Below are 15,229 nucleotides of genomic sequence, written 5' to 3' on the forward strand. Positions count from 1 at the left end.
TCGGGTGCGCAAGCAATGATCCTGCCAGCGCGGGTGCGGCCATTATGTCGGCGCGCGAACATTGACACAACGCACACAGCTGGTTACGTTGGTTCCCACCGGTGGATACACGAAGGGGAGCACACCATGCGACGCCATCTTTGCTTTTTATGGGCCTTGCTGCTGGTGTTGGTGGGAGGCGCCAGCGCGCAGGCCGAGACGCTGCGCATCGCCACGGGCGAGCTGCCGCCCTATGCCAGCTCGGCGCGGGCTGACCAGGGGATGTCATTGCACATCGTGCGCCAGGCGTTTGCCAAGGCCGGGGTGCAGGTGGAATTTGTGTTCTTGCCCTGGACGCGCGCGCTGGTGGAGACGCGGGATGGCAAGTGGGACGCCACCGCCGCCTGGGGCCGCAATGCCGAGCGCGACAAGGGGTTCCTCATCAGCGACAACGTGTTGACCGAGCAGTGGCAGCTCCTCTATCGCAGTGACCGCAACTTCACCTGGAGCAGCCTGAGCGACCTAGCGGGGCTGCGCATCGGTGTGGTGACCGATTACACCTACACGCCCGCGTTCTGGCGCATGGTGAAGGACGGCACTTTGCGCGCAGACGTGGCGCCAGACGACGTGAGCAACCTCAACAAGCTGCTGGCAGGCCGCGTGGACGTGGTTCCGCTGGACCGCAACGTGGCCTGCGAGCTGCTGGGCACCAAGTTCACCGGCGAGCAGGCGCGCAGCGTACGGGCGCATCCCAAGCTGCTGGCGCCCGATTTCACCACCCACCTGATGATGAGCGAGAAACTGCCCGCCAGCGCCAAGCGCATGGAGGCCTTCAACCAGGGGCTCAGGGCGCTGCGCCAGTCGGGGGAGTACGGCAAGTTCCTGCAGCAGCAGCCGTGCGCAGCCAATCTGGCGCAGGCGCAGCCGGGGGGCTGAAGAAAAAGGGCAGAAATTTCAGACAAAAAGGGCTCCCACCGCTTTATGGGTATGCCTTTGCTGCTATTGATTTTGTAGTTTTTCGCTGTCTGCCGCGCTCAGGTCCGTGGCCAGCACGGCGCGTTCGTCAAACACAAAACAGCCGCCGTGGTAGTGCGCGCCATCGGTCAGCTCAAAATACTTGAGGATGCCGCCTTCGAGCTGGTAGACGTGAGGCAGGCCTTCTTCGCGCATCAGAATGGCCGCCTTCTCGCAGCGGATGCCGCCCGTGCAGAAGCTCACCACGGTCTTGTCCTGCAGCTCGGCCTTGTGCGCACGCAGTGCGGGCGGAAACTCGGTGAACTTGCCGATGCGCCAGTCGATGGCGTTGTCGAACGTGCCCTCGTCCACCTCGAAGGCGTTGCGCGTGTCCAGCGTCACCACCTCGCGGCCTTCGTCGTCGTGCCCCTGGTCCAGCCATCGGCGCAGCGTGGCCGGGTCTACCGATGGGGCGCGGCCATGGGCGGGCTGGATGGCGGGGTGGTCCATGCGGATGATTTCGCGCTTGACCTTCACCAGCATCTTGCGAAACGGCACCGCGGCCGACCAACTCTCCTTGGGGGCCAGGTCGGCAAACCGCGCATCGGCCCGCAGCTGGTCCACAAAGCCGCGCACGGCATCGGTCGGGCCGGCCAGAAAGAAGTTGATGCCTTCTTCGGCCAGCAGGATGGTGCCTTTGAGCTCTGCGGCCACAGCCCGCGCGTGCAGCACCTCGCGCAGCGCGGCGGCGTCGGGCAGCGCCACAAACTTGTAGCACGAGACGTTGAGGATGGTGTGGGTGGTGTTCACGGCAGGCAGGCAAAAAGCACAAAGGCCCGAAACGGGCCAGTGGGTGACAGGGGCCGGGTTGCGCTCGGGGCGCAGCCGGGCATGGTTTCAGGCTGCGGGCGACAGCAGCGTGGTCTCGATCTTGTTGGCCAGCTGGGCCATTGCCAGCGCCGCCGGGCAGCCCGGCGTCTGCAGCAGCAGCAGCTGGCGCCGCATCACGGCCTCGCGCACGGAGGGGTCGGCCGGGATGTCGCCCATGTGGATGAGCCGCATCGGCCGGCCGGACTCGGTGCTGACGAAGCGGTCCAGCACCTGCTGCAGCTGGCTGGTGATGGCGCGGCCATCGCCCGGGCGCGCCGCCTGGTTGATGACCATGCGCACATGCTGGCGCTTTTGCTGCATGGCCAGCACCTTGATGGCAGCGTAGGCGTCGGTCAGCGAGGTGGGTTCGGGCGTGGCCACGATGAGCACCTCGGACGCCAGCGACACCGAGAACAGCACCACGTCGGAAATGCCGGCACCGGTGTCAAGCAGCACCACGTCGTATTGCGGCGTGAGCGCCTGGATCACGCTCAGGAACTGGTTGCGCACCTCGGGTGTGAGGCGCGAATACTCCACCATGCCCGAGCCCGCCAGCAGCACGTCGAAGCCGCCCGGTGCGGCGATCACGGCGTTTTCGAGCGACGCCTTGCCGGTGAACACGTCGTGCAGCGTGATCTTGGGGTGCAGGTTGAGCACCACGTCCAGGTTGGCCAGGCCCAGGTCGGCGTCGAGCACCAGCACGCGCTGGCCGCGGCGGGTGAGGGCCGCGGCCAGATTGGCCGAGACAAAGGTCTTGCCCACGCCGCCCTTGCCGCTGGTGACCGCGATGATGCGGGCGCCCGGCAGGCCGGAGGCAGGTGAGGTGGCCGGGCCGCCTGGGGCGGCCGGCGTGGTGGGTTGGGGGGACAGCGCGTCGCTCATCATCTAACTTTCAGTAGGCGCTGCCTGTTGGGTTCGGGTCCAGCGGTGGCAGGTCGCCCCAGCCAGAGGGGTTGTAGAGCGGGCCAAACAACAGGCTTTTCTCTTCGGCACTGACGGTGCTGTCGGGCTGCTCCTCGATGCTCACGCGGTTGCGGCCCGACGCCTTGGCCTGGTAGAGCTGGTGGTCGGCACGGTCGGTCCACAGCAGGGTGGTGGACCGGATCCACTGCATGGCGAACGCTCCGCCGATGCTGACCGACACTTTCAGCTCGACCGACGGCGAGATGCGGATCGGCGTGCTGGCCACGGCCCGGCGGATGCGCTCGGCCACCACGCGGCCAAACGCGGCCTGGCAGGCCGGCAGCACCACGGCAAATTCTTCGCCTCCATAGCGCGCCAGCGTGTCCATGGGCCGCACACAGGCGGCCAGCGTGCGGGCGACCGACTGCAGCACCACATCGCCCGCGAGGTGGCCGTGCGTATCGTTGACCTTCTTGAAGTGGTCGATGTCCAGCATGAGCAGCAAGGCGGCTTCGCCCGAGCGCGTCACCCGGTCGATTTCACGCTCCAGCACGGCGCGGAAGTGCCTGCGGTTGGCGAGGCCCGTGAGCGGGTCTTTGAGGGAGAGTTCGCACAGGCCATCAATGATGCCCTGCAGGTACCTGGAAGGGGATTCGCGGTGCAAGGCCGCTTCGCTGCCGCCGGCCTGGGCCACCAGCGCGTGTGCAGTATCCAGGCGAAGGTCGCGCAGATCTACAAGATGGGAGGCTGCAGAATCAGACACAGATGGGAGCGAAAAGAGTTGCTTGAGTGTAACAGCGCCCCCTGGCGCCAGAGCCCTCGAACAGACGTGGATAAACCCGGTAAAACCCGCTGGCAACCGGGGCTTCGGGCCGGTTCAGACCCGCTCCATGGGCTCTTCCAGGCGCCGCAGTGCGGCCAGCGCCTCCGCATCGGTGCGGTACATGGCAAGCCCCGTGCCAGGCGCGAGCAGGCCGGCCTGCCGCAGCACCTGCTCGATCGGCAGCTTCAGCCCGCTCAGGTGCAGCGTGCCGCCGCGGGACTGGGTCAGTGTGAGCAGCTGGGCAAAGGTTTCGACGCCGGTCACGTCGATGCGGTTGATGGGCTGGGCCAGCAGGCACAAATGCACCACCTCGGGGTGGGCTGCCAGGTGTTCGCTGACCCGGCGCTCGAGCGCACTGGCCGAGGCGAAGTCCAGCTCGGCGTCCATGCGCAGCGCCAGCAGCCGGGGGGCGAGCGGCGGCAGGTGCCACAGGTGCCGGTCGCGCAGGCTGCCGTCCGGGTGCAGCCCCACCTCGATGATGCGCGGGTGCAGACGCTGGTAGAGGAAGTGGCTGAGGTTCATCAGCAGGCCCACCAGCACACCCCAATACATGCGCGGCGCGGTGGCCAGCGTGAGGGCGAAGGTGATGCCTCCAATGGCCGCCTCCACGCGCGAGATCTTCCACAGCCGCAGCAGCGTGCGCGGCTTGATGAGGCTGGTGACCGCCGTCACCACCACGGCCGCCAGCACCGACTGCGGCACGTGGTAGAGCGCCGGCGTGAGCCACAGCAGCACCACCAGGACGAGGCTGATGGCAAACAGCGTGGCCCAGCCGCTGCGCGCCCCCGCATACAGGTTGATGGCCGAGCGCGAGAACGAGGCGCTGGTGGCGAAGCTGCCGCACAGTCCGCTGCTGATCTTGGCGAGGCCCTGGCCGATCAGATCCTGGTTTTCGTTCCACTGCTCGCCAGAGCGCTGGCTTTCCACCTTGGCGCTGGAGGCGGTTTCCAGAAAGCTCACCAGCGTCACCACCAGCACCGGCATGACCAGCGCAGAAAAATCCGTCCAGGGCAGCATCCCGGGCCAGTAGGGCGAGGGCAGGCCCGATGGCAGCGCGCCCACGACGGCGCCGCCGGCGTCGGCATAGCCCAGGGCCCAGCTCAGCGCGCCCGCGGCGCCCACCACGATGATGGCGGCGGGAAAGTTCGCCTTCCACCGGCGGGCCAGCATCAGGAGTGCGAGGCTGCCCAGGCCAAAGCCGGCGGCGGTGAGGTCAAACAGACCCGGCGATGGGGTGGACAGCAGCGCGCTCCAGTCTGACGCGCGCAGCCCCGTCAGCGCCGCCAGTTGCGATCCGAGGATCAGCAGCGCAGCCGCCTGGGTGAAGCCGTTGAGCACCGGCGAGGTGACCAGGTTCAGCAGCCAGCCAAAGCGCGCCACGCCCATCACCAGCTGCAACACACCCGACAGGATCGCCATCCACGCCGCCATGGCCACCCATTGCGCGCTGCCCGGCTCGGCCAGACCCGACAGCGATGCCCCGATCAGCAAGCTGGTCAACGCCGTGGGGCCCACGCCCAGCCGGGTGGACGCGCTGAACAGCACGGCCACGAGCGCTGGAATCAGCGACGCGTAGATGCCGGTGACCAGCGGCATGCCCGCCAGCGCAGCGTAGGCCACACCCTGCGGCACCAGCATGAGCCCCACGGTCATGCCGGCCCAGAATTCCCCCTGAATGAGTGCGCGGTCAGGGCGCGGCCAGGACAGGAAAGGAAACCACCGGGAGAGCGTAGATAAGGACATGCTGCGATTGTCGCGCTTGCGGATGGCAAGGCGCTGGTCGTGGGCGGCGCCGGCTGCTGGATGTACCGCAAACCCGGGAGTCCGATTCCTACACGCACTTCGGCTGTGTCCGACCCGGCATTCAAAACGCGCTGCCTACAGTGGCCCCATGTTTTTAACCGCAAGGAGTCACCCTATGAATTCCCTCCCATTTTCCCAACGTCCCGCCCAACGTGTGGCCAGCATCCTGGCTGTGAGCGCCCTGGCCCTGGGCCTGGCAGCCTGCGGCAAGTCCGAAGACCAGACCGTGGGCCAGCGCGTGGACTCGGCCATCGAGCGCACCGACCAGGCCGCCGCCGATGCCCGCGCGCGTGCTGAAGGCGCCATGGAGAACGCGCAAAGCCGCATGGAACAAGGCGCGCAATCGGCTGAAAACGCCATGTCCAATGCGGGCAACCGCGTGGCCGGTGCCGTCGATGACGCCACCATCACCGCCAAGGTCAATGCCGACCTCGCCCGCGACCCTGACCTGAGCGCCCTCAAGATCAACGTCGACACCGTGAACGGAAAGGTCACGCTGAATGGACCGGCCCCCAGCACGGTGGCGCGCGACCGTGCTGAAACCATCGCCAAGGCCGTGGAAGGCGTGACCTCGGTGAACAACCAGTTGGTGGTTTCTTCCAGCTGATTGCGCACAACACCGCTTTTGCAGGCTGACACGGGCGCCGCCGCGATACGCTGCTGCGCGTAAACGCCTGACCGCCGCGCCGCCAGGGCTCACGCTCTGGCGGCGCGCTACCATCTGCCGCATGCAGCAACCAGCCCCCCAAGCCTCTGACCTGGCGACCCGACTCGTTCATCACGACTACCTTCCCCCGGCCGGGTTCGTGGCCCCGCAGCCCGGCGTTCACAAGGCCTCCACCGTCATCTTTCCCAACGTTGCGGCCATGCGCTCGCGCGAGTGGAAGGACAAGAGCGGCTACACCTACGGCCTGCACGGCACGCCCACCACCTTCATTCTGGAAGAGCGCCTGTGCGCACTGGAGGGTGGCCTGCAGTGCGTGCTGGTGCCCAGCGGCCTGGCGGCCATCGCCAACGTGGGCCTGGCGCTGCTCAAGCCCGGCGATGAGGTGCTGATCCCAGACAACGCCTACGGCCCCGGCAAGGACCTTGCTCTGGGTGAACTGGCACGTTTCGGCATTCGCCATGTGCTGTACGACCCGCTGGACCCGGCTGATCTGGCCGCCCGCATCACGCCTGCAACCCGGCTGGTGTGGCTGGAGGCACCGGGCTCGGTCACCATGGAGTTCCCGGACTTGTGCGAGCAGGTGCGCATCTGCCGCGCGCGGGGCGTGACCACGGCGCTCGACAACACCTGGGGCGCCGGCCTCGCCTTTGCGCCCTTCGATTTGCTGGGCGATGGCGGCGGCCAGGGCCGCGCGGGCAGCCTGGGCGTGGATATTTCTGCGCATGCATTGACCAAATACCCGAGCGGCGGCGGCGACGTGCTCATGGGCAGCGTGATCACCCGCGACGCTGGCTTGCACATGAAGATCAAGCTGACCCACATGCGCCTGGGGCTGGGCGTGGGCGCCAACGATGCCGAGGCGGTGCTGCGCGCGCTGCCCAGCGTGGGCCTGCGCTACCGCGCCCACGATGAGGCGGCCCGCACGCTGGCGCATTGGCTGCAGCAGCACCCTGCGGTGGCCCAGGTGCTGCATCCGGCCCTGCCGGATTCTCCCGGCCACGCGCACTGGAAGGCGCTGTGCGGCGCGGCCCAGGGCGGGCAGGGCGCGGCGGCAGGGTTGTTCAGCGTCATGATCGACGCGCGCCATGGGCAGGAGCAGGTGGACGCGTTCTGCGACAGCCTGCGGCTGTTCAAGCTCGGCTACAGCTGGGGCGGGCCGATGAGCCTGGTCGTTCCCTATCAACTGGCCAGCATGCGGACCCGGCCCACGCCGCACCTGCGGCCGGGCACGCTGGTGCGCTTTTCCGTCGGCCTGGAGGCCGTGCAAGACCTTCAGCAAGACCTGCAGCAGGCCCTGGACCGCGCCTTCGCGGCAGGCTGATCCCACAGGGCGCGGGGGCCGATGGGTGGGGTCGGCGGGGTGGTAGTTTCCGCAGTGGCGCCGTGACGGAGGCTGGCTTAGTGTGGACCCGCCAGCAGCAGGCTCGGGCAAGGGCCCTGGCCCGGGCCATGGGCGCGCGCCCCGTGCTGTTACAGTGGGTCTCAACTCTGAAGGAAGCAACTACCTTGGCAACACCCAATTACGGATACGAAAAGCGCCAGCGCGAACTCGCCAAAAAGCAGAAGAAGGAAGACAAGCTGCGGGCCAAGGCCCAGCGCAAGCCGGGCGACGGCGATACCGATCGCCACCCCGCAGACGGCCAGGACGAGGGCAATACGGCGGGCCCCGGCGAGGCTTCGGGCGCGAACGGCGGCGACTGACGCTGCAGGGCTGCAGCGCTTTGCGCCCAGCTGCCGCTCAGCGCATCAGCTTTCTCAGCTCTGGCCACACATTGGCCAGCATCTGCGGATGCGCCTCCGCGCGCGGGTGGATGCGGTCGGGCTGGAACAGCTTGGTCGGGTCGGGCCCATCGGCCACGCCCTTGAGAAAAAACGGCACCACGGCCACCTTCTGGGCCTGGGCCACGGTGGTGAACAGGCCGGCAAACCTGTTGGCGTAGTCGGTGCCGTAGTTGGGAGGCACCTGCATGCCCACCAGCAATACCTTCGCACCGGCCTTCTGCGCAGCCTGGGTCATGAAGGTCAGGTTGTCTTCGGTGTTTTTCAGCGGCAGGCCCCGCAACGCATCGTTGCCGCCCAGCTCGATCACCACATGCGTCGGCGAATGCTGGGCCAGCAATGCAGGCAGGCGCGACCGGCCGCCCGCTGTGGTCTCGCCGCTCACGCTCGCATTCACCACCGCTGCCTGGAGCTTTTCCTGCGCGAGCTGCTTTTCCAGCAATGCCACCCAGCCCGTGCCGCGCGGCAGGCCGTATTCGGCGCTCAGCGAATCCCCCAGCACCAGAATCACCGGCTTGCGGCCCTGCGCCGCAGCTGCCTTGCCGCCTGCCGTGGCTTGCGCGGCCGCGAGGGTGGATGAAAGCCCCAGCGCGAGGCCGAGAGATGCGCTCAGGATAAAGTGGCGCCGTTGCAGAAATCGAATCAAAGTAAAGAGCCTTTCATTCATGTCCGAATCCTCTCCCTTGCCCGAGACATCCGCTGCCCACCCCATCATTGCCGTGGAGCATGTCTTCAAGTCGGTCACGGATTCCACCGGAACCCTCGACATTCTGCGGGATATCGATTTCCGCCTGGCAGCGAGGGAAACCGCCGCCATCGTCGGTGCATCGGGTTCGGGCAAGAGCACGCTGCTGTCCATCATCGCGGGGCTGGACACGCCTTCGCGCGGCACGGTGCGGCTTGCCGGGCATGATTTGTTCGCACTGGACGAAGACGCCCGCGCAGCGCTGCGGGCCCAGAAGGTGGGCTTCGTGTTCCAGAGTTTTCAGCTCATGGGCAACCTCACGGCGCTGGAGAACGTGATGCTGCCGCTGGAGCTGTCGGAGCGCGCCGATGTGCGCAAGAACGCCCGCAAGGCCGCTGCCGACATGCTGGAGCGGGTGGGGCTGGGGCAGCGCCTGTCGCACTATCCGAAGGTGCTGTCGGGCGGTGAGCAGCAGCGCGTGGCGCTGGCGCGGGCGTTTGTGGTGCAGCCGGCCGTGCTGCTGGCCGACGAGCCCACGGGCAGCCTCGACTTTGCGACGGGCGAAACCATCATGCAGCTCATGTTCGACCTGAACCGCGAGCAGGGGACCACGCTGGTGCTCGTCACGCACGACCGCGCCATCGCCGCGCAGTGCGACCGGCGCATCACCATCGAGGCTGGCCGGGTGGTGTGAAGATTTGATTGTTTTCAGCCTTCAGCGCTTATCCATATTGGGCAAGTAGCTATTTTTTTGATAGTAAAGCGGCGTGGCCTGGCATTGGCGGGAGATAATCCCGGCCCATGTCCAGCCCCAAAGTCCTCTTCGGCTTTCACGCCGTGGGCGTGCGTTTGAAGACCGCGCCGAAGTCCATCATCGAGATCTACTACGAAGCCTCGCGGCGCGATGCCCGCATGCGCCAGTTTCTCGACCGTGCGCGCGAAGCCGGCGCCCGGCTGATCGAAGCCGACAGCCTGCGCATTGCCAAGCTGGCCGGCAGCCACGGCCACCAGGGCGTGGCGGCGCGGGTGGAACCCGTGGCCCAGGCCACCTCGCTCGACGAATTGCTGGAAGACCTGGAAGCCGCTGGCATCGAGCAGCCCCTGCTGCTGGTGCTGGACGGCGTGACCGACCCGCACAACCTGGGCGCCTGCCTGCGCGTGGCCGATGGCGCCGGGGCGCATGCGGTCATCGCCCCCAAGGACCACGCCGTGGGCATCAACGCCACCGTGGCCAAGGTCGCCAGCGGGGCGGCCGAGACCATGCCGTACTTCATGGTCACCAACCTGGCGCGCACGCTCAACGAGCTCAAGGAGCGCAACATCTGGTGCATCGGCACCAGCGACGACGCGCCCAAGACCATCTACCAGGTCGATCTGAAAGGCCCGGTGGCCCTGGTGCTGGGCGCCGAGGGCGACGGCATGCGCCAGCTCACGCGCAAGACCTGCGACGAGCTGGTGAGCATCCCGATGAAGGGCGCGGTCGAGAGCCTCAATGTCTCGGTGGCCAGCGGCGTGTGCCTGTACGAGGCGCTGCGCCAGCGGACCTGAGCGGCCCTGGGGCGGTGCATGCCACAACGGTGCTGACGCCGGCGGAGTAGGGTCTCCACTCTAGGGGTTTTCGCTCGGTGCGTGGGCTTTATGTCACGCAATCGACACGAATGGGGGCCGGGCGCCTGTAGCCTCGGCCTCCTTTTCGTTTTTGCACCACCACACACCATGAGCCGTCGTGAATTTCTCCTGCGTGCCACCCAGGCCGTTGCCGCTTGCGGCCTGCCCGGCTTGGCACCCACCGCAATGGCCGCCGAAGAGGCGCTGTCTTCCCGCCATCTCACGCTGGGCTGCTCCATCGCACTGAGCGGCCCGCTGGGCCAGGCCGGTATCGAGCAGGTGGCCGGCATGAAGGCCGCCTTTGCCGAAGTGAACCAGGCGGGGGGCGTGCACGGCCGCGAGATCCGCATGGAGCCCAAGGATGACGCCTATGTGGCGGCCCGCACGCTGCAGAACGTGACCGAGATGCTGGACGCCCAGACGGCGTTCGCGCTCATCTCGCCGCTGGGCACGGCCAACACCGCTGCCATCCTGCCGCTGATCGAGTCCAAGGGCATCCCCACCGTGGGCCCGGTCACGGGCGCCACTTCGCTGCGCAGCCCCGAGGCACGCCACGTGTTCTTCCTGCGCCCCACCTACCGCGAGGAGACCCAGCGGCTGGTCAAGCAGGTGGTGGACATGGGCCTCAAGCGCATTGCGGTGGTGTACCTCGACAACCCCTTCGGCAAGGAAGTGCTCAAGGACATGTCCAGGGCGCTTGAAGACATCAAGGTCGAGCGTGCCGGTGAATACGCGCTGGCCGTCGATGGCAAGAACGGCGCCGAGCTGGCCGACAAGGTGGCAGCCGAGCGCCCCGGCGCCGTGCTGCTGGCCACCACGGGCACGGCCAACACGGCCTTTGTGCAGGCCTTCCGCACCAAGGCGCAAGGCGTGCCGCTGGCCGGTCTTTCGGTGACGGTGGTGGCCTCCGAGATGCCCAAACTGGCGGCCGCCTCGCGCGGCATGGCGCTGGTGCAGGTGTTCCCGGACGCCAACTCCCAGAAGTCGGTGGCGGTGCGCAAGTTCCAGGCCACGATGAAGGCCGTGGGTGCCAACCCCGCCTACATCAATAGCGGCAGCGCGCTGGAAGGCTGGCTGAATGGCCAGATCATGATCGAAGGCCTGAAGAATGCCGGCAAGGACCTGACGCGCGAACGGCTGCGTGCGGGCCTCAGCGCCATCCGCTCGTTGTCGTTTGGCGACTTCAGCGTGGGCTTTGGCAATAAGGCGCCGTACATCGGTTCGGACGCCATCTACCTGGCTGTGTACGCCGAGAACGGCCGGCGCATCAGCTGACCACAGCAGTGGGCCCGGGGCCGGGCCGCGGTCAGGCCTGGCCCGCCCACACTTTCAGGCCAGCGGCCGTTGCGGCTCCAGCGCGCCGCTCAGGCGGTCGTGCAGCTCCACCACCGGGCGCACGTCCAGGTGCATGGCGCCGCTGCCCAGCGACTCGATCCAGTGGCAGGCCGCGTATTGCGCCGCCCGCTCTTCGTAGTGGCGCACCCATTCCTCGCGCAGGCGCAACTGCTCGGGCCGCACCGGCCACACGCCGGGCCTGGGCCGCATGTGCTGGTGGATGCCCATGCGCCAGGGCTTGCCCGTGAGACGCGCGCGAAAGCAGCGCTGGTTAAGGCACATGCGCACATACACAGGGTCCGCCCCCACGGCGGCAAAAAACTCCTGTGCCTCGGCGCCCACCGGGTCCACCAGCCCTTGCGTGGCCAGCAGGCGCAGGCCAGCGGGCGTGCGGTACACGCGCACGGCCCAGGCAGGGTGGCGCTCAATGAAGGCCCGCAGGCCAGCCAGGGCACGGACGTGGGGGCCGCCCAGCGCGGCGTCCACGCCGCGCTGCATCAACGCTGCCAGCGGCAGGGTCAGCAGCAGCAAGGCTCCAACGCCCACGACCCAGGCCAGCATTCCGCCCAACAGCCACAGCGCTGGCAACTGCACGGCCACCACCAGCAGCGCGGCGGCGGCCAGGCGCATCTGCGTGCTGGTGCACGGTTCAAAGTCCACATCGGCAAACAGCACGTTGGGCGTGTTCAGGCACTCGGCGCCGTAGCCATTGCGGGTGATGACCGCATCGCCCTGGCGCTGCAGGACCTCTTCGCGGATCGGCAGGCCCTGGGCGCCGTTGTAGGCCGTCTTGCGTTCGCGTCGCGGGGTGGCAGCGTCGCGCTGTGCCTGGGCCAGGGCCTCGTCGGCGCGCACCTCGGCCATGGCTTGGGCCTCGGCCTCGCTGGTGTCTGACCAGCCCCAGCGCTGCACGGTGATCTTTTGGCGGCCAAGGCCGTGCTGGCGGCGGGCCTCGGCCCAGTAGTTGGCGACGATCATCTGGATGCTTCCCCTCCGTTGTGTGCCGGCAATCTAACCGAAGCCGTGGCGGAGTCCTGGCGAAGTGTGTAAAGCCCGATGCACTGAGCCTGCCCAGGCGCAGCTCCCACGCCATGAGTTCGCGCGCAGGCAGCTCTGGGAATGTTCTGCACCACTCCCTGCGGTCCGTGATAGCGCGGACTTGCGCGGGTTGTGCAGTACATCCCTGGTCTGCCGATTTCTCGGATTCAGTGGAATAGAGTCTGTGCGTCAGCACGCCTGAATGCTATAAAAAACATAGCTATATGCGCTTATCAGATAAGCGATAGAGGCCAAAAAGATACCAAACTGAGAGGTGTCTAGCGGCGGGGGGCTTCGTTATTGGAAAACCGCTTATGGCGCCTTGTGTTCGCGCAGGTATCGCTCCAGCAATGCGCGCAGGCGCAATGGGCGCACGGGTTTGCGCAACACTGGGAAGTCCTGTTGTGCTTCGGCCATGCGCTGCGTGTCCTCGCCCGTGATCATGGCCGCCAGCTTCAGGCCCGGTTGCAGCACCCCTGCCTGGCGCAGCACGGCCAACCCGTCTTCGGCGCCCGGCAGCCGCCAATCGCTCAGCACGGCATCGAAGGCGGTGGTACGCAGGGCCAGCAATGCGCCCGGTGCGTCGGGGGCGGTGGTCACCTCCAGGCCCCAGCCTTCCAGCAAGGTAAGAAGTGCGTCGCGCACAAGGGAGTTGTCTTCCACCACCAGAACACGGCCTTGAAGGCGTCCTGCAGCGGCCGGCTGCGCGCGCGGGGCGGGTGCGTCGCTGGGTTTGGCAGACGGCAGATCCAACGAGAAGACGCTGCCGCGCCCCACGCGGGAACGCAAGCCCACAGGGTGGCCCAGCAACGCGGCGATGCGTCTCACCGTCGGCAGGCCCAGGCCGTGACCGCGTTCTGGGTTGCGCTCGGCGTTGTTCAATTGCACGAACTCTTCAAACACCGCCTCGTATGCCTCGTTAGGGATGCCAATGCCCGTGTCCACCACGCACAGGCGCAGGCCGGCACCCGCGCGGCGCACGCCCAGCAGCACTCCCCCGTGCTCGGTGTAGCGGATCGCATTGGTCAGCAGATTCGCAAGAACCCGCTCCAGCAGCAATGGGTCGCTCTGTGCCCACGCCGTTGTAGGGTGCACGCGCAGCTGCAGGCCCTTTTTTCGCGCAGCGGCTTCGTACGTGTCTGCCAGGCGCTGCAGCAGCGGTTGCAGGGCCACTGGCTCAGGATGCGCGGTGGTCTGGCCGCTGTCCAGGCGCGAAAGGTCCATCACCTGTGCGAGCAGGCGGTCAAGCGAATCCATGCACTCCCCCATCCTTGCCAGGGTGGGGCCATCGCCCTGCAGGACGCTGAGGTACAGGCCCATGGCCTGCAGCGGCTGGCGCAAGTCGTGGCTGGCAGCGGCGAAGAAGCGGGACTTGGCGGCGTTGGCCTCGCGCAGTGCATGCGCCTGGCTTTGCAGTTCTTCGACCAACGCACTGTTTTCGTGGCGCAGGGCGATCATGCGCTGCAGGGTGCGCGCGTGCTGCTTGCCGTAGTACAGCAGGTAGACCAACAGCAACAACATGCCCGCACCCAGAAAACGGCTGTCGCTGTCGGATTCCAGCAGCGCGCGCAATGCAAACGGGGCTATCAACGTGGGCAGGAAGATCCACATCACCCGGGGGTGGTGCGCATGTGCGCCAATGCTTCCTGCAGCGGTTCCTCCGAGCACCAAGGCCCAGTAAAACGGCTCCAGGCTGCTGCCCGGGTGGAAGAACATGACGGACGACGCGCCCCAGTACGCCGCGAGAATCAAGGCGTCCACCTCGACGCGCCGGGCTTTGCGCGCCGCGGTCAGGGGCTCCGATGACGACTGACGCAGCACAGCGCGCAAAAGTGGTCGCCATGTATGGACCAGCGCCAGGCCCGCAAGCCACGCCGCCAGCACGCCCGCTGGGTGCCCGCCGTGCATGGCCCAGGCCAGCAGCGACGCTGCGACCAGGTTCGATACGACCGAGCCCCGCAGCGCCCGCGACAGCGAGCCAATGCTGTCGGCAAAAACCCTGTCCGAGGGGGCTGCGGCGTCAGGAGCCTTCATGGATCACTGCCCGCGCCATCATCACTGCTTGAGTGCGGTTGGCTGCGCCCATTTTGGCGAAGATGGCGTTCAGGTGGTTCTTCACGGTGCCAGGTGAAATGCCCATTTCGCGTGCGATCTCCTTGTTGCTGCCGCCCGAAGCCAGCATGCGCAGCACGTCGACCTGCCGCGTTGTCAGACCATACGGGCCGGTGGGGGTCTGGTCGGCGGCGTCAGGGGGCTGCGCGGCATCGGCAAATGCGGGTTCTCCCCCCGCCAGATGGCGAAGCTTGGCCAGCAGGGCAGGTACTTCAAGCGTCTTGGGCAAATAGGCCACAAGCCCCGCGTCCTGGGCACGGCGCCCCAGCGTGGGGTCGTCCGCTCCCGACATGAGTCCCACGCCCAGGCCCGGGTAACGCTCCATCACCTGTGCTGCGCACCGAAGTCCATCCGTTCCGGGCAGACGATAGTCCAGCAGCACCAGATCAAAGCCCTCGCTGGTATTTGCCAGCATTTCCAGCGCCTCGGCCGGCGAACCTACAGCCTCTACGCGCAAACCTGGGGCCTGGTGGCGCAGAGCAGCCATCAGGCCATCGCGGAACAGGGGGTGGTCATCCACCAGCAGCAGTGCAAAACCATCGAGTTCGTCCAAGGCGAGATCTCCTCGTGTCGTGACATTTTTCACGCTTCGAAGGATAGCGTGCAGCCCAGATGGCGGGCATAGGCCGATCGGCATATGGCCGCGCTGGCCGGCGCTGGGCACCATCCACTC

The 15,229-nt window shown here is 67.2% G+C and carries 15 protein-coding genes; 7 read left to right on the top strand and 8 right to left on the bottom strand.

The window, feature by feature from the left end:
* The first annotated feature begins 126 nt into the window (after positions 1 to 126).
* Complete coding sequence (locus ACOQFS_RS14945) at positions 127 to 915, top strand: substrate-binding periplasmic protein (protein ID WP_421563618.1); 789 nt, start codon at positions 127 to 129, stop codon at positions 913 to 915.
* A gap of 63 nt (positions 916 to 978) precedes the next feature.
* Here the strand turns inward: ACOQFS_RS14945 and ACOQFS_RS14950 are convergent, their stop codons facing one another.
* The 4 genes from ACOQFS_RS14950 to ACOQFS_RS14965 form a co-directional block, all read right to left on the bottom strand.
* Positions 979 to 1,752, bottom strand: coding sequence for a sulfurtransferase (locus tag ACOQFS_RS14950; RefSeq protein ID WP_421563717.1), 774 nt, complete (start codon positions 1,750 to 1,752; stop codon positions 979 to 981).
* Positions 1,753 to 1,830: 78 nt separating this feature from the next.
* A complete protein-coding gene (locus ACOQFS_RS14955; protein ID WP_421563619.1) occupies positions 1,831 to 2,685 on the bottom strand; it encodes a MinD/ParA family protein in 855 nt (284 codons plus the stop codon).
* Between the two features lie 10 nt (positions 2,686 to 2,695).
* A complete protein-coding gene (locus ACOQFS_RS14960) occupies positions 2,696 to 3,469 on the bottom strand; it encodes a GGDEF domain-containing protein (RefSeq protein ID WP_421563620.1) in 774 nt (257 codons plus the stop codon).
* A gap of 114 nt (positions 3,470 to 3,583) precedes the next feature.
* Positions 3,584 to 5,272: a SulP family inorganic anion transporter gene (locus ACOQFS_RS14965; protein WP_421563621.1), complete on the bottom strand. Its 1,689-nt coding sequence runs from the start codon at positions 5,270 to 5,272 to the stop codon at positions 3,584 to 3,586.
* Positions 5,273 to 5,447: 175 nt separating this feature from the next.
* Here ACOQFS_RS14965 and ACOQFS_RS14970 point away from each other — a divergent pair, with 175 nt between their 5' ends.
* The 3 genes from ACOQFS_RS14970 (at position 5,448) to ACOQFS_RS14980 (ending at position 7,700) form a co-directional block, all read left to right on the top strand.
* The gene (locus tag ACOQFS_RS14970; RefSeq protein ID WP_421563622.1) at positions 5,448 to 5,939 is read left to right on the top strand and encodes a BON domain-containing protein; all 492 of its coding nucleotides are present in this window, start codon (positions 5,448 to 5,450) and stop codon (positions 5,937 to 5,939) included.
* A 121-nt stretch (positions 5,940 to 6,060) separates the two neighbouring features.
* Positions 6,061 to 7,320, top strand: coding sequence for a PLP-dependent transferase (locus ACOQFS_RS14975; RefSeq protein ID WP_421563623.1), 1,260 nt, complete (start codon positions 6,061 to 6,063; stop codon positions 7,318 to 7,320).
* Between the two features lie 185 nt (positions 7,321 to 7,505).
* Positions 7,506 to 7,700, top strand: a complete 195-nt coding sequence (locus ACOQFS_RS14980; RefSeq protein ID WP_421563624.1) for a hypothetical protein — start codon at positions 7,506 to 7,508, stop codon at positions 7,698 to 7,700.
* A 37-nt stretch (positions 7,701 to 7,737) separates the two neighbouring features.
* On the opposite strand, the gene ACOQFS_RS14985 is transcribed toward ACOQFS_RS14980, so the two are convergent.
* Positions 7,738 to 8,445 carry an arylesterase gene (locus ACOQFS_RS14985; protein ID WP_421563625.1) on the bottom strand — a complete coding sequence of 236 codons (708 nt, stop codon included), beginning with the start codon at positions 8,443 to 8,445 and terminating at the stop codon, positions 7,738 to 7,740.
* On the opposite strand from ACOQFS_RS14985, the gene ACOQFS_RS14990 reads away from it, so the two are divergent.
* From ACOQFS_RS14990 to ACOQFS_RS15000, 3 genes are all read left to right on the top strand, one after another.
* Entirely contained in the window at positions 8,444 to 9,157 is a 714-nt protein-coding gene (locus tag ACOQFS_RS14990) for an ABC transporter ATP-binding protein (RefSeq protein ID WP_421563626.1), read from the top strand. The two genes, ACOQFS_RS14985 and ACOQFS_RS14990, sit on opposite strands and share 2 nt — an antisense overlap.
* Before the next feature lie 107 nt (positions 9,158 to 9,264).
* A complete protein-coding gene (gene rlmB / locus ACOQFS_RS14995; RefSeq protein WP_421563627.1) occupies positions 9,265 to 10,011 on the top strand; it encodes a 23S rRNA (guanosine(2251)-2'-O)-methyltransferase RlmB in 747 nt (248 codons plus the stop codon).
* 168 nt (positions 10,012 to 10,179) lie between these two features.
* Entirely contained in the window at positions 10,180 to 11,346 is a 1,167-nt protein-coding gene (locus ACOQFS_RS15000; protein WP_421563628.1) for an ABC transporter substrate-binding protein, read from the top strand.
* Positions 11,347 to 11,400: 54 nt separating this feature from the next.
* Here the strand turns inward: ACOQFS_RS15000 and ACOQFS_RS15005 are convergent, their stop codons facing one another.
* The 3 genes from ACOQFS_RS15005 to ACOQFS_RS15015 all read right to left on the bottom strand — a co-directional run bounded on the left by ACOQFS_RS15005 (position 11,401) and on the right by ACOQFS_RS15015 (position 15,109).
* A complete protein-coding gene (locus ACOQFS_RS15005; RefSeq protein ID WP_421563629.1) occupies positions 11,401 to 12,384 on the bottom strand; it encodes a hypothetical protein in 984 nt (327 codons plus the stop codon).
* A 372-nt stretch (positions 12,385 to 12,756) separates the two neighbouring features.
* Complete coding sequence (locus ACOQFS_RS15010; RefSeq protein ID WP_421563630.1) at positions 12,757 to 14,478, bottom strand: hybrid sensor histidine kinase/response regulator; 1,722 nt, start codon at positions 14,476 to 14,478, stop codon at positions 12,757 to 12,759.
* Positions 14,465 to 15,109: a response regulator transcription factor gene (locus tag ACOQFS_RS15015; RefSeq protein ID WP_409828662.1), complete on the bottom strand. Its 645-nt coding sequence runs from the start codon at positions 15,107 to 15,109 to the stop codon at positions 14,465 to 14,467. The genes ACOQFS_RS15010 and ACOQFS_RS15015 overlap by 14 nt, the downstream gene beginning before the upstream one ends.
* Positions 15,110 to 15,229: the final 120 nt, after the last annotated feature.

The sequence above is a fragment of the Paracidovorax sp. MALMAid1276 genome (assembly GCF_049198005.1).
GTDB lineage: Bacteria > Pseudomonadota > Gammaproteobacteria > Burkholderiales > Burkholderiaceae_C > Acidovorax.

Coding starts and splice junctions, on each gene's coding strand:
- ACOQFS_RS15000 (WP_421563628.1), top strand. CDS start 10,180: ATGAGCCGTCGTGAATTTCTCCTGCGTGCCACCCAGGCCGTTGCCGCT.
- rlmB (WP_421563627.1), top strand. CDS start 9,265: ATGTCCAGCCCCAAAGTCCTCTTCGGCTTTCACGCCGTGGGCGTGCGT.
- ACOQFS_RS14970 (WP_421563622.1), top strand. CDS start 5,448: ATGAATTCCCTCCCATTTTCCCAACGTCCCGCCCAACGTGTGGCCAGC.
- ACOQFS_RS14990 (WP_421563626.1), top strand. CDS start 8,444: ATGTCCGAATCCTCTCCCTTGCCCGAGACATCCGCTGCCCACCCCATC.
- ACOQFS_RS14945 (WP_421563618.1), top strand. CDS start 127: ATGCGACGCCATCTTTGCTTTTTATGGGCCTTGCTGCTGGTGTTGGTG.
- ACOQFS_RS14965 (WP_421563621.1), bottom strand. CDS start 5,272: ATGTCCTTATCTACGCTCTCCCGGTGGTTTCCTTTCCTGTCCTGGCCG.
- ACOQFS_RS15005 (WP_421563629.1), bottom strand. CDS start 12,384: ATGATCGTCGCCAACTACTGGGCCGAGGCCCGCCGCCAGCACGGCCTT.
- ACOQFS_RS14985 (WP_421563625.1), bottom strand. CDS start 8,445: ATGAATGAAAGGCTCTTTACTTTGATTCGATTTCTGCAACGGCGCCAC.
- ACOQFS_RS14975 (WP_421563623.1), top strand. CDS start 6,061: ATGCAGCAACCAGCCCCCCAAGCCTCTGACCTGGCGACCCGACTCGTT.
- ACOQFS_RS15010 (WP_421563630.1), bottom strand. CDS start 14,478: ATGAAGGCTCCTGACGCCGCAGCCCCCTCGGACAGGGTTTTTGCCGAC.
- ACOQFS_RS14955 (WP_421563619.1), bottom strand. CDS start 2,685: ATGAGCGACGCGCTGTCCCCCCAACCCACCACGCCGGCCGCCCCAGGC.